General features: G+C 67.4%; 11 protein-coding genes. 5 read left to right on the top strand and 6 right to left on the bottom strand.

The window, feature by feature from the left end; genetic code table 11:
- Positions 1-12: 12 nt before the first annotated feature.
- From kdsA to CXK94_RS04465, 6 genes are all read right to left on the bottom strand, one after another.
- Positions 13-858, bottom strand: a complete 846-nt coding sequence (gene kdsA / locus CXK94_RS04490) for a 3-deoxy-8-phosphooctulonate synthase (protein ID WP_037042033.1) — start codon at positions 856-858, stop codon at positions 13-15.
- Positions 855-2,486, bottom strand: a complete 1,632-nt coding sequence (locus CXK94_RS04485) for a CTP synthase (protein ID WP_102893452.1) — start codon at positions 2,484-2,486, stop codon at positions 855-857. Before CXK94_RS04485 ends, kdsA begins: the two co-directional genes overlap by 4 nt.
- 168 nt (positions 2,487-2,654) lie before the next feature.
- Entirely contained in the window at positions 2,655-3,944 is a 1,290-nt protein-coding gene (gene tilS, locus CXK94_RS04480; RefSeq protein ID WP_102893451.1) for a tRNA lysidine(34) synthetase TilS, read from the bottom strand.
- Between the two features lie 54 nt (positions 3,945-3,998).
- Entirely contained in the window at positions 3,999-4,766 is a 768-nt protein-coding gene (locus CXK94_RS04475) for a PAS domain-containing protein (RefSeq protein ID WP_102893450.1), read from the bottom strand.
- Positions 4,763-5,449, bottom strand: coding sequence for a response regulator (locus tag CXK94_RS04470; RefSeq protein WP_102893449.1), 687 nt, complete (start codon positions 5,447-5,449; stop codon positions 4,763-4,765). Before CXK94_RS04470 ends, CXK94_RS04475 begins: the two co-directional genes overlap by 4 nt.
- Positions 5,446-6,585, bottom strand: coding sequence for a sensor histidine kinase (locus CXK94_RS04465; protein ID WP_102893448.1), 1,140 nt, complete (start codon positions 6,583-6,585; stop codon positions 5,446-5,448). The genes CXK94_RS04470 and CXK94_RS04465 overlap by 4 nt, the downstream gene beginning before the upstream one ends.
- A gap of 338 nt (positions 6,586-6,923) precedes the next feature.
- Here CXK94_RS04465 and CXK94_RS04460 point away from each other — a divergent pair, with 338 nt between their 5' ends.
- From CXK94_RS04460 to CXK94_RS22365, 5 genes are all read left to right on the top strand, one after another.
- Positions 6,924-8,309, top strand: coding sequence for an NAD(P)-binding domain-containing protein (locus CXK94_RS04460; RefSeq protein ID WP_102893447.1), 1,386 nt, complete (start codon positions 6,924-6,926; stop codon positions 8,307-8,309).
- Positions 8,310-8,443: 134 nt separating this feature from the next.
- Entirely contained in the window at positions 8,444-10,789 is a 2,346-nt protein-coding gene (locus CXK94_RS04455; RefSeq protein ID WP_102893446.1) for a DUF1989 domain-containing protein, read from the top strand.
- Between the two features lie 249 nt (positions 10,790-11,038).
- Positions 11,039-12,037, top strand: coding sequence for a methyl-accepting chemotaxis protein (locus tag CXK94_RS22810; RefSeq protein ID WP_102893445.1), 999 nt, complete (start codon positions 11,039-11,041; stop codon positions 12,035-12,037).
- Between the two features lie 215 nt (positions 12,038-12,252).
- Positions 12,253-13,659: an ammonium transporter gene (locus CXK94_RS04445; RefSeq protein WP_256045978.1), complete on the top strand. Its 1,407-nt coding sequence runs from the start codon at positions 12,253-12,255 to the stop codon at positions 13,657-13,659.
- 55 nt (positions 13,660-13,714) lie between these two features.
- Positions 13,715-13,891 (top strand): hypothetical protein, encoded by a 177-nt coding sequence (locus tag CXK94_RS22365; protein WP_180984381.1) that lies wholly within the window; start codon positions 13,715-13,717, stop codon positions 13,889-13,891.
- Positions 13,892-14,015 lie beyond the last annotated feature (124 nt).

The following is a 14,015-nucleotide window of genomic DNA, read 5'->3' as shown; positions in this document are numbered from 1 at the left end:
AGCTGCAAGGCTTCAAGCAGTTTCGATTGGCGGGAAATTCTTGACCAAGTCATCCAGCTGCTTGAGCTGGGTGAGGAAAGGCTCCAGCTTGTCCAGGCGCAGGGCGCATGGACCGTCGCACTTGGCATTGTCCGGGTCCGGATGCGCTTCGAGGAACAGCCCGGCCAGCCCCTGGGACAGGCCGGCCTTGGCCAGGTCGGTGACCTGGGCACGACGGCCGCCGGCCGAGTCGGCGCGACCGCCGGGCATCTGCAGGGCATGGGTGACGTCGAAGAACACCGGGTACTCGAACTGCTTCATGATGCCGAAGCCGAGCATGTCGACCACCAGGTTGTTGTAGCCGAAGGACGAACCGCGCTCGCAGAGGATCAGTTGGTCGTTGCCGGCCTCTTCGCATTTGCGCAGGATGTGCTTCATTTCCTGCGGTGCGAGGAACTGGGCCTTCTTGATGTTGATCACCGCGCCGGTCTTGGCCATCGCCACCACCAGGTCGGTCTGCCGCGAAAGGAAGGCCGGCAGCTGGATGATGTCACAGACCTCGGCCACCGGCTGCGCCTGCCAGGGCTCGTGCACGTCGGTGATGACCGGCACGCCGAAGGTCTTCTTCACTTCCTCGAAGATCTTCATCCCCTCTTCCAGGCCGGGGCCACGGAACGAGGTGATGGAGGAGCGGTTGGCCTTGTCGAAGCTGGCCTTGAACACGTAGGGAATGCCGAGCTTCTCGGTCACCCGCACGTATTCTTCGCAGGCCTGCATGGCCAGGTCGCGGGACTCCAGCACGTTGATCCCGCCGAACAGCACGAACGGCTTGTCGTTGGCGATCTCGATGCCGCCTACGCGGATGGTCTTCTGGCTCATGCCTTCTTCGCCTTGTAGTCCAGTGCGGCGTTGACGAAGCCGCTGAACAGCGGATGGCCGTCACGCGGCGTGGAGGTGAATTCCGGGTGGAACTGGCAGGCGACGAACCAGGGATGGTCCGGCGCCTCGACCACTTCCACCAGCGCGCCGTCGCCGGAACGGCCGGTAATCTTCAGCCCTGCCGCCTGCAGTTGCGGCAGCAGGTTGTTGTTCACTTCGTAGCGATGGCGATGGCGCTCGACGATGCGCTCCTGGCCATAGCATTCGAATACCTTCGAGCCCGGCTCCAGGCCGCACTCCTGGGCGCCCAGGCGCATGGTGCCGCCCAGGTCCGAGGTATCGCTGCGGGTTTCGACGGCGCCACTGGCGTCTTCCCATTCGGTGATCAGGCCGACCACCGGATGGCTGCTGTTCTTGTCGAACTCGGTGGAATTGGCGTCTTCCCAGCCCAGCACGTCGCGGGCGAACTCGATGACCGCGACCTGCATGCCCAGGCAGATGCCCAGGTAGGGGATCCTGTTCTCGCGCGCATAGCGGACCGTGGCGATCTTGCCTTCCACGCCACGCAGGCCGAAGCCGCCCGGCACCAGGATGGCATCGACGCCTTGCAGCAGGCCGACGCCCTGGTTCTCGATGTCTTCGGAGTCGATATAGCGCAGGTTCACCTTGGTACGGCTCTGGATGCCAGCGTGGCTCATCGCCTCGATCAGAGACTTGTAGGCATCCAGAAGTTCCATGTACTTGCCGACCATGGCGATGGTGACTTCCTTCTCGGGATGCAGCTTGGCATCGACCACACGGTCCCACTCGGACAGGTCGGCGCCACGGCATTCGAGGCCGAAACGCTCGACCACGTAGTCATCGAGACCCTGGGCATGCAGGATGCCCGGGATCTTGTAGATGGTGTCGGCGTCCGGCAGGCTGATCACCGCGCGCTCTTCGACGTTGGTGAACAGCGCGATCTTGCGCCGCGAGGAGACATCGATGGCGCGGTCGGAACGGCAGACCAGCACATCCGGCTGCAGGCCGATGGAGCGCAGTTCCTTGACCGAATGCTGGGTCGGCTTGGTCTTGGTCTCGCCGGCGGTGGCGATGTAGGGCACCAGCGTCAGGTGCATCAGCATGGCGCGCTTGGCGCCGACTTCCACACGCAGTTGGCGGATGGCCTCGAGGAAGGGTTGCGACTCGATGTCGCCGACGGTACCGCCGACTTCCACCAGGGCCACGTCGGCATCGCCGGCGCCCTTGATGATGCGGCGCTTGATCTCGTCGGTGATGTGCGGGATGACCTGGATGGTCGCGCCCAGGTAGTCGCCACGGCGTTCACGACGCAGCACGTCCTCGTAGACGCGGCCGGTGGTGAAGTTGTTGTTCTGGGTCATGCGGGTGCGGATGAACCGCTCGTAGTGGCCCAGGTCGAGGTCAGTCTCGGCGCCGTCGTGGGTGACGAACACCTCACCGTGCTGGAACGGGCTCATGGTGCCCGGATCGACGTTGATGTAAGGGTCCAGCTTGAGCATCGTGACCTTCAGGCCCCGCGCCTCCAGGATGGCCGCCAATGAAGCCGAGGCGATGCCTTTCCCCAATGAAGAAACAACACCACCCGTGACGAAGATGTAGCGCGTCATGAAAAACCCTAGAAGTCTGCGTTAAGCGGCCGGCGCCGCCGGGGGAAAGCGAAGGTGCCATTGCTCGCCGATCGGCAATAGCGCAACTGCCACGGAGTCGAAGAAACCGCAGAAGCTGTATTGAGACGGGAGCGTAGTCTACCGGAAAGGCCTTATCAGCTCAAACCGCTAAAAAGGGGGGGTGCGCCAAGACAGGGCAGGCCATCCCGCGCTCAACTGCGGCAGATTGGCCACCGCGATCAGCTCGCCGTCGCGGTACAGCAAGGGCAGCCGCGCGCGCACGAAGCCCGGCAGACCGGCCTCGTTGAGCAGGCGCTTGAGATCGCGGCGGCCGCGCCCGGGTAGCGCGAGCACTTCGCCGCCCTGGCGGTAGCGCACCTGCAATCGGCCGGAGGGCGGCGCCCCGTCCAGCCGCAGCGTTCCGTTGCCGGGCAGCTCCAGGGCGACACCCGGCTGCGGCCAGTCGACCGGGCCGCCGGCCGGCTCCAGCCAGCCGGCGGGCAGCCACCAGATCCTCTCCCCGCCGCGTTGCAGTTCGCCACCGGCCAACCGCCAGCGGGGCATGGCGTCCGGCCTGGCGTCACGCAGCGCGTTCCAACCCGCCCAATGGTCGCCATCGGGCGCCAGCGTCAGATCCGCCAGCCAGTGGCGCAGTGCGTTGCGCTGCCGTGCCGGCGTCAGTGCGCGCAGCGGCGGCAAGGCGAGGCTGGGCAGCGGCAGCCAGTCGAAACGACTGGGGCCTTGCGCCGTGGCCAGATCCTGCACCGCCAGCTCATCCAGCAGCGCCTGCGCCTCGGCCATGTGCGCGGCCGTGCGCGCCATGTTCGCAGCCGCCTGCGGCCAACGCTGGCGCAGCGCCGGCATGACCCGCTGGCGCAGGTAGTTGCGCGCATGTTCCAGGCTCTGGTTGCTCGGGTCCTCGATCCAGTCGAGCCCATGCTGGCGCGCATAGAGCTCCAGTTCGGCCCGCGACACATCCAGTAGCGGCCGCAGCAACCGCCCCCGCGCCAATGCCCGTTCGGCCGGCATCGCCGCCAATCCGCGCACGCCGGCGCCGCGCAGCAGGCGGAACAGCAGGGTCTCGGCCTGGTCGTCGCGGTGCTGGGCGGTCAGCAGCAGTTCGCCCTCGCCCAGGCAATCGGCGAACGCGGCATAGCGCGCCTCGCGCGCGGCCCGCTCCAGGCTGGCGCCCGCCGCGACCCGGACCCGTACCACCTGCAGCGGAACCCCCAGCCGCTCGCAGACGGCCCGGCAGTGCGCCGACCAGTCGTCGGCGGCGACCTGCAGGCCGTGGTGCACGTGGATGGCGGCAATCGGCGGCAACGCCTGCCCCCCGGCGAGCCGCGCCAGGGCATGCAGCAGCACGCTGGAATCCAGGCCGCCGGAGAAGGCCACCCACCACTTCGGTGACGCCAGCCAGGGAGCGAGTGCGCGAAGCAGACGGGATTCGAGAGACATACGGACGGACTTGGCAGGATTTTTCGACGCCAAGCATAAGCCAGAAACGGACGGTTACGCAGAGGCCAGTACCACACCCTCGAGCCCGAGCACTTCGCCATTGGCGGCGTAGATGCCGTTGCCGTGCTCCCGCACCTGCTTCTCCTGCCCGTCGGCGCATAGCAGCCGGTAGTCGAAGACGAACGCACGCTGCGCCTGCAGACCGGCCTGGACTTCAGCCCAGACATGTTCGCGGTCGTCCGGGTGGATCAGGTCGTTGAAGGTCAGGCTGCGGCTATCCAGCAACTGCTCGGGGCGGTAGCCGGTCAGTTCCAGGCAGCCGGCGCTGACGTATTCCATGCTCCAGTGGCGGTTGTTGCGGCAGCGATAGACCATCATCGGCAGGCCGTCGAGCAGGTTGCTCAGGCTGCGGTGGCTGGCCTGCAGGGACTGGCGCCGCTGCATCTGCCCGGTGATGTCGCCCAGGCTGGCGACGAAGCCGCCGAGCCGGCGCCGCAGGCGTACCTCGACCCAGCGACGCTCGCCGCTGCAGGTGAGATAGCGCAACAGCAGCACCTCCGTCCGCGCCGGGCGCAGCTGTTCCAGCGCCTGGGTCCAGGCCTGCACATCCGCGGGATGAAGGAAGTTGGCCAGCGGCTGCCCCAGACAGTGGCTGAGCCGATGGCCGGTCAGCTCGTACCAGCCGCTGTTGAGCTGGCGAATGCAGCCCCCGGCATCCAGCCGCGCCCATGCCAGCGGCACTTGATCGAGATCGCCGGGCGCGGCGAGCAGCACCTGACGCAGCCAGTCGAACAACCAGAATGCCGTCGATGGAGAAATCATGGCCGCTCCCGTTCCGGCGCACGCGCCGCCAACCGATCGAGGAAGCCGCCCCGGTGGGCCCAGGCTGCCAGCTCCAGCCGCGAATGCAGGTTGAGCTTGGTCAGCAGGTGGCGCACGTGGATCTTCACCGTGCCGTCGCTGATGCCCAGCTCGCGGGCGATCAGCTTGTTGCTCAGGCCTTCGGCAATCAGCGCCAGCGTCTGGCATTCGCGTTCGGTCAGCTCCTGCGCCACGGCCCGCTCGGGCCCTGACGCAGGTACGCGCGGTTCTTCGGCCAGCAGCCGCATGAGCCCCGGCTCCAGCGTGACCCGGCCGCGGGTGCAGCCCTGCAGGTAGGCCACCAGTTGCTCCGGCTCGGTGTCCTTGAGCACATAGCCGTCGGCCCCGCCGCGCAATGCGGCCAGCAGGTCGTCCTGGGAATCGGATGCCGTCAGCACGACGACCTGGCTGTCCGGCAGCACGCGCTTGAGGGCGGCGAGGGTTTCCAGGCCGCTCATGCCCGGCATGTGCAGGTCGAGCAGGATCATCGCCGGCGCCAGCCGCTGCGCCAGCGCGATGCCTTCCGGACCGGACGCCGCCATGCCGAGCACCTGGAAATCCGTCACCGCGCCGAGCAGTTCGGCCAGCCCGCAGCGCAGCAGCGAGTGATCGTCGATGAGGATCAGCGTCAGCGGCTCGTTCATGCGCCGCTCCACAGCAGCCGTATGCAGGTACCGCGCGGCCCGCCCCTGGTGAATTCCAGCCGCGCCCCGATGCCGGCGGCCCGTTCGCGCATGATGCGCAGGCCGAAGTGGCCGCTGTCCGGCAGCTCGTCCGGCAGGCCGATGCCATCGTCTTCCACCCGCACCTCCACGCCGTCGCCTGGCCGGGGCAACAGGCTCACCTGCACGCAGCGGGCATGGGAATGACGCACCACGTTGGCCAGCGCCTCGCGGATGATCTGCAGTACCTGCAGCTCCGCCTCGGGCGTGATCAGGCCGGCCGGGATGCGGTTGTCGAGTTCGAAGACGCAGCCGCTGCAGCGGGCGAACTCGTCCACCGAGGCCTGCACGGCCTCGTTCAGCGTGCGGCCGCCCATGGTCAGGCGCGCCGAGGCGATCAGCTCGCGCACCTGGCGGTGCAGCAACTGCAGCGTGCCGCGCAGCTCGTCGAGCATCGGCTGGGCCGCGGCTTCCTGCTCCGATGTGGCAAGCAGCGCCTGGATGCGGCTGGCACGGATCTGCAGGTAACTGAGCTGTTGCGCCACCGTATCGTGCAGCTCACGCGCGAGCACCGCCCGCTCGGCGGCCAGTTCGCGCCGCTGCCGGCGGCGTTCGCCGGCCAGCGTCTGCAAGGTGTCGCCGAGCAGCAGCCCGATCTCGCGCAAGCGATCGCGCTGGGCCTGGCGCGGCGGGCGCGGGAAATCCACCAGCAACGCACCGGACTCGCCGGCGTCGCTGGCGACCCCGCAGATCAAGCGCTGGCGCCCGGCGCGCAGGCAGCGGGCGCAGTTCATCAATCCGCCGCCCACAGGCAACCGCGTGGGGTCGGCACGCCAAGGACAGTCGTCCTGCGCACTGCAGCCCGCCAGTGCGCCCAGCTGTCGCCAGCCGGCTGCACCTTCGCCCGGCAACAGCAACGACGCATGTTGTGCGCACAACTCGCGCTGCAGGGCCGCCAACAGCTTCAGCAGCGGCTCGTCGCTGCCCGGTTGGCGCAGCAGCCGCAAGGGCAGCTCGCGCAGCAGCCGTTCACCGGATGCGGCATCACGGCCACGCAGCCAGGGCCAGGACCATGGCCAGTTCACCAGGGCGTTGCGCATGGTTGTCTGCGGTGGCATCGGCTCTCTCGGTTGCGGCTCGGGGTCATGCGCAGCGGAGCAAGTTTCATGCCCTGTACGAGGAAAGCGGCAGGAAAGCGGGGAAACACCATCAGGAATTTATTTTTCCCATTGGGAAATATCGCCATCGTTGCCGCCGCCGCTCGACAAACGCACCAGAACGAGGCCGCACGGGCCTTTCCCGCCTTTTTGCGGTGCCGCTCCGGGGCCCTGCGCAAGGCGAGATACCCCAAAGAGGATATGCACAGGAGGAGAGTTGCAGGCGGGCCGCGCTGAATTACCTTCGCTGCACCAAGGCATTTCCGGCGGATGTCCAGCCGACACTTCAGGAGAACGACATGACCCAACGCATCGCCATCATCGGCGCCGGCCCCTGCGGCCTGGCCCAGCTTCGCGCCTTCCAGTCCGCCGCCGCCAAGGGCGCGGCGCTTCCCGAACTGGTCTGCTACGAGAAGCAGAGCGACTGGGGCGGCATGTGGAACTACACCTGGCGCACCGGCCTGGACGAGCACGGCGAGCCGGTGCACGGCAGCATGTACCGCTACCTCTGGTCCAACGGGCCGAAGGAATGCCTGGAATTCGCCGACTATACCTTCGACGAGCACTTCGGCCGGCCGATGGGCTCCTACCCACCGCGCGAAGTGCTCTGGGACTACATCAAGGGCCGCGTCGAGAAAGCTGGCGTGCGCCAGTACATCCAGTTCAACACCGCCGTGCGCGGCGTTGTCTTCGACGAGGCCAGCGGCCAGTTCGAGGTCACCGTGCACAGTTACGAGCAGGATCTGACCCGCACCGAGCGCTTCGACTACGTGGTGGTCGCCAGCGGCCATTTCTCCACGCCGAACGTGCCCTACTTCCCCGGTTTCGAGAGCTTCGCCGGGCGCGTGCTGCACGCCCACGATTTTCGCGACGCACTGGAATTCAAGGACAAGGACGTGCTGGTGGTGGGCAGCAGCTATTCGGCCGAGGACATCGGCTCGCAGTGCTACAAGTACGGCGCCCGCTCGATCACCAGTTGCTATCGCAGCGCACCGATGGGCTACCAGTGGCCGCAGAACTGGGAGGAGAAGCCCATCCTCACCCATGTCAGGGGCAGCACCGCATTCTTCGCCGACGGCAGCAGCAAGCACATCGACGCCATCGTCCTGTGCACCGGCTACAAGCACCACTTCCCGTTCCTCGCCGAGGAACTGCGGCTCAAGACCGACAACCGCCTGTGGCCGCTGAACCTCTACAAGGGCGTGTTCTGGGAAGACAACCCCAGGCTGATCTACCTCGGCATGCAGGACCAGTGGTACAGCTTCAACATGTTCGACGCCCAGGCCTGGTATGCCCGCGACGTCATCCTCGGCCGTATCGCCCTGCCCGACCGCGCCCATATGCGCGCCGAGGACCTGGCCTGGCGGCAGGAGGAGGAAACCCTGGAAACCGCCCAGCAGATGTTCGAATTCCAGGGCGAGTACATCCGCCAGCTGATCGAGGCCACCGATTACCCGAGCTTCGACATCGCCGCGGTGAACAAGACCTTCCTCGACTGGAAGCACGACAAGTACGAGGACATCATGGGCTACCGCAATAAATGCTACCGCTCGTTGATGACCGGCACCCTGGCCACGCCGCACCACACCCCCTGGTTGCAGGCGCTGGACGATTCGCTCGAGGCCTACCTGGGCGGCGCTCCGCTGGCCGAAAGCCCGACGCCCGGCATCGAGGCGGTGGGCTGACGCCTCGACCCCGTAGGAGCCGGCTTGCCGGCGATCGCTCGGCAACGTCCCGGGGATCGCCAGCAAGCTGGCTCCTACCAAGAAACCGGGGCGCCCCCGTACGCCCCGCATTCCCCAGCCTTGCGGAGCCATCCATGCAGCAACCCATGATCAGCCGGCCGCACGAGCCGGCGCTGTTCGCCCGCGCACCGGGCCTGGAGCGACATCGCGTCGCCCCTGGCGGATTGACCGTGGTGGCGCTGGAACCCGGCGACCACCTGGAGGTGATCGACCTCGAAGGCGACCAACTAGCCGAACTGCTGGCCTTCGCCGCGGATGGCCGCGAGGCGCTGGCGGCGCTGGGCCTGCACGCGCAGCCCGGTGCCGACTTCATCGCCCGCCTGCTGGCGGGCGGCAGCGCCGAAGCGGCCCACGTGCGCCTGGGGCTCGCCAGGCGCGACATCGACTGCCGCCAGCTGCCCCCGGCCGCGCGCCTGTGGCAGGCAGCGACTCCCGCCGGCTTCGCCCGCAGCCTGACCGCCGAGGCCACACTGCTGGTGATCGTCGCCGCGCCCGGCGGCCCGGTGCCGGTGGACAGCCAGTTGCGCGCCAGCGAACTGCGCCTGACGATCCGCCGCGCCAACCCGCGCCGCCTACTCACCCCGGCGTTGCCGGAACCGCTCGGCGAGCTGGTCGACGAATTCACCATCCATCCCGGCAGCGCGCGCGACTACGAGGTCGGTGCCGGGCAGTACATCCAGGTGATCGACGTCGCCGGTCGGCAATGCTCGGACTTCGTCGCCTTCGACCGCCGCGGCCTCGACGCCGGCCGCGAGATCGACCTCGACCCCACCGTGACCCGCACCCTGAACGGCAACGCCTACCCCGGCCCCGGCCTGTTCAGCAGGTTCTTCGACCGCGACATGCAGCCGATGCTGGAAGTGGTGCGCGACACCGTCGGCCGCCACGACACCTTCGCCCTGGCCTGCACCGCGCGCTACTACGAAAGCCAGGGCTACTTCGGCCACGCCAACTGCAGCGACAACATCAGCCGCGTCCTGCACCCGTACGGCGTGCGCGGCCGCCCCGGCTGGCCGGCGATCAACTTCTTCTTCAACACTGCCGTCGACGCGCATCAGCAACTGACCCTCGACGAGCCCTGGTCGCGCCCCGGCGACTACGTGCTGCTGCGCGCCATGACCGAGCTGGTCTGCGCCAGCAGTTCCTGCCCGGACGACATCGACCCGGCCAACGGCTGGCAGCCCACCGACATCCATATCCGCGTGTATTCCGACAAGGAGCGCTTCAGTATCGCCATGGCCAACCGCAAGACGCCCGACGCCGACCCGGTGCTGACCCGCGAAAGCGGCTTCCACCCCGGCACCTCCGCCCTCACCCGCCACTTCGTCGACTACCGCGGCTGGTGGACCCCCACCCATTTCGATGGCTACGGAGCCATCGAGGAATACCACGGCTGCCGCGAACGGGTGGCGGTGATGGACCTGTCCGCCCTGCGCAAGTTCGAGGTCATCGGCCCCGACGCCGAGGCCCTGCTCAACTACTGCCTGACCCGCGACGTGCGCAAGCTGGCGGTCGGCCAGGTGGTCTACAGCGCGATGTGCTACGAGCACGGCGGCATGCTCGACGACGGCACGCTGCTGCGCCTGGGGCCGGACACCTTCCGCTGGATCTGCGGCGAGGACTACGCCGGCGTCTGGCTGCGCGAGCAGGCCGAGAGGCTGGGCATGAAGGTGTGGGTCAAGTCCGCCTCCGAGCAGATCCATAACATCGCCGTGCAAGGACCGCTGAGCCGTGAACTGCTGGCACGGATGATCTGGACACCCGGCACCCAGCCGCCGCTCGACGAGCTGGGCTGGTTCCGCTTCCTGGTCGGCCGCCTGGACGACTACAACGGCTGCCCGTTGATGGTCTCGCGCACCGGCTACACCGGCGAGCTGGGCTACGAGATCTGGTGCCACCCGGACGACGCCATGCGGGTCTGGCGGCGCCTCTGGCAGCTGGGCGAGCCGCTCGGCCTGGTGCCGCTGGGCCTGCACGCGCTGGACATGCTGCGCATCGAGGCCGGGCTGATCTTCGCCGGCTACGAATTCAGCGACCAGACCGACCCGTTCGAGGCCGGCATCGGCTTCTGCGTACCGCTCAAGAGCAAGCAAGACGACTTCATCGGCCGCGAGGCCCTGCTGCGGCGCAAGGAGCATCCGCTGCAGCGGCTGGTCGGCCTCGAACTGGAGGGCAACGAAATCGCCCACCACGGCAACTGCGTGCATGCCGGCCGTGCCCAGGTCGGGGTGATCACCAGCGCCACCCGCTCGCCGCTGCTCGGCAGGAACATCGCCCTGTGCCGGCTCGACGTGGCGTATTGCCAGCCCGGTACGCGCCTGGAGATCGGCAAGCTCGACGGCCAGCAGAAGCGCATCGGCGCCACCGTCGTCGCCGGTACCGTCGCCTACGACCCGGACAAGAGCCGGGTCAGGGCGTAGCGGCAAGCCACAAGCGGCAAGAAAAGCCTGGAGCGCGTAGGTTGGGTCGGGGCGCGCAGCCTGAGGAGCGCAGCGACGAAGCCCAACACGTTCGTACCGGTCCCGTTGGGCTTCGCTGCGCTCAGCGCCAACCTACCCATGAGCGCCCGTCTGCACTCGATCTTGGAAAGGGAATTGCTTGGCAATCAGGCAGTGGCGGTCGATACGAAAGCGGCCGCCTCGTATCACCTACTCGAGGAGAACCGGCCGATGTGGTTCAGCAACGCTTCCCGGAGTCTGGCCGATGAACTCGGCCAACTGTTCGATCGGCTACTCGCCGAACAGCCGCTACAGCTGCATGCGCAGCCCAATCTGCAGCGCCAGCCGCAACTGCTTGCCGGCCTGGAACGCCTGCATCGGCACTGCGACGAATTGCGCCGTATCCGCCACGCCAGCGAAAGCGCCCCGCCGCCTCCCTGCACGGCAACGGAATACGCCGGATTGCAGGCTCGCCTGGAGGCCTCCGAGGCCCGCAATGGCGAGCTGCAGCGGGAACTGCTCGACACCCGGCATCAGTTGGCCGAACTGCAAGCCGAGCACGTCGCCTGGCAGGCGGAGCGGCAGGTCTGGGAGCTGACCAAGCGCACCCTGACCGAAGGCTGCTGGGACATGAACGTGGTCGACGGCGACCCCGACCACCCGCAGAACCTGATCCGCTGGTCCGATCAGTTCCGCGCGCTGATCGGCTACCGCCGCGAGGAATTCCCCGACGGCTGGGACAGCTACTTCGCGGTGACCAACCCGGACGACGTAAAGAACGTCATGCGCGTTTTCGGCGCGGCGATGGCCGACACCGAAGGCGATGGCTCCTATGCCGTGGAATACCGCATGCGCCACAAGACCCGCGGCGAAGTGTGGTTCCGCGAGCGCGGCCGCTGCCTGCGCGACGGCAGTGGCGTGCTGCTGCACATCACCGGCGCGGTGCGCGAGATCAGCGACGAGAAGGCCGCCGCCGAGATGCACGAACGCGAGCAGGCCAGCATCCAGACCACCTACGGACAGATCGCCCAGGTCGCCGGCGTGATCAAGGGCATCGCCGAGCAGACCAACCTGCTGGCGCTCAACGCCGCCATCGAAGCGGCCCGTGCCGGCGAGCAGGGCCGCGGCTTCGCCGTGGTGGCCGACGAGGTGCGCAACCTCGCCCGGCGCACCCAGGAATCGGTGCAGCAGATCCAGGCGATGCTGCAGAACAGGAGCCCGGCGAGCTGAACGTTCGCCCCGGTTTCGAACCAATTTCAGGCGCCAGCGCGAAGCTTGAACAGAAAGGGGGCACACGTCCGGCGCAACGAAATCTCGCAAGCCTTCTACGGCGCTCCCGAACGGGTTCTGGCACAAGGCTTGCTATTTCTTCACGAGAACTTTTTATAACTATAGATAAAAACGCAACGACACCTTGTACAGGCGCGACCGCCACTGATCTGCCGGTGACAACCAACTCCAACTACTGCATCGAGGATTCGGCGATGGAAGAGCAGACGACACCTACACTGCAAGAGCTGCAGGCCCTGATAGAAATGACCAACACCCTGAATATGGAAATATTCTACTGGTGGTGTACGGCATTGATGATCCTGATCCACGCGGGCTTCCTGTCCTACGAGATTGGCGCCTCCCGCCTGAAGAACGCCCTGGCCGCCGGCGTCAAGAACATCCTGGCCTTCGGCTTCGTCATCCCCAGCGTGTTCCTGCTCGGCTGGGCCGTGTACAACGCCTTCCCCGACGGTCTGGTGCCGCGCATGGACGCGCTCCTGGCGGCGATGCCCTGGAGCGAGTCCATGGGCCCGAACCTGCAGGACAACGCCACCGGCATCTTCTGGGGCGCCTTCGCCCTGTTCGCCGCCACCACCGGCTCGATCCTCTCCGGGGCGATCATCGAGCGTACGCGGATGAGCGCCTTCATCATCATGACCATCATCCTCGGCGGCGTGCTGTGGCTGCTGGCTGCGGCCTGGGGCTGGCACCCGGAGGGCTGGCTCACGGTCAAGTTCGGCTACCATGACGTCGGCGCCGCCGGCGTGGTGCACATGATCGCCGGCTTCTTCGCCCTGGCCGTGGTGATCAACCTCGGCGCGCGCATCGGCCGTTTCAACCCGGACGGCTCGGCCAACGAGATCGTCGGCCACAGCATGCCGATGAGCGTGGTCGGCCTGATGCTGATCATCGTCGGCTTCTTCGGCTTCCTCGGCGGTTGCATCATCTACAACAGCGGCGCCCAGTGGATCAACATCTACGGCCAGCCGACCAACCTCTCGGCCTTCGCCTTCAACACCCTGATGGGCTTCGCCGGCGGCCTGATCGGTGCCTACCTGACCACCCGCGAGCCGTTCTGGATGATGTCCGGCGGCCTGGTGGGGATCATCTCCGTGGCCCCGGCCCTGGACCTCTACCACCCCGGCCTGGCCTACCTGATCGGCATGGGCGTCGCCGCGGCCGCGCCGCTGGTCAACAACCTGCTGCTCAAGTTCCGCCTCGACGACGCGGTCGGCGCCTTCGCCGTGCATGGCTTCAGCGGCTTCGCCGGCCTGCTCATCAGCGGCGTGTTCCTCTCCGGCTACCCGAACGTCAACGGCATGGCCGAGATCAGCTTCACCGGCCAGCTGGTCGGCGCCCTGGTCATGGCCGCGCTGGGCTTCATCCCCGGCTATGCCATCTCCTACGGCCTGAAGAAGATCGGCATGCTGCGCGTACCGGCCCACGCCGAGGAGCGCGGGCTCGACCTCACCGAAGTACCGGCCCAGGCCTACCCCGAATGGAGCACCCTGTACGGCCACGCCACCGTCGACGACGGCCGCGAATTCACCACCCTCATCGTCGAAAGCAAACCCGCCTGACGACCCATCCCGGGGCGGGCGCCAAGTGCCACGCCCCCAGCACAGGAGCTTGACCATGAGCATCACGACCTTCGAAGGCGCCGCCGCGGTTTTCACCTTCGCCGACAAACCCGCCATCCTGATGGTGATCACCTTCTTCGTTGCCGCCGTGAGCCTGTTCGCCCTGGTGGCGACCATGATTCACGAGAAGCACAGCTACGCCGACCCGGAGCCGAAGAAGCTGAAACACTGAGCCACCGGCCCGTACCCGCGACCGGGTACGGGCCCGCCCGCCGGGCGGCGCCCCTCGCCGCGTCGTCTTCCCCACTCGTCACCGCCCCCACCCGCGGGCCGTGCCGATCGACCACACCGCCTGA

Origin of the sequence: Stutzerimonas stutzeri (genome assembly GCF_002890915.1) — a bacterium.
Classification (GTDB): domain Bacteria; phylum Pseudomonadota; class Gammaproteobacteria; order Pseudomonadales; family Pseudomonadaceae; genus Stutzerimonas; species Stutzerimonas stutzeri_AF.
Note: the sequence above shows the minus strand (reverse complement) of the source record. Positions and strands in the feature narration are given on the sequence as shown.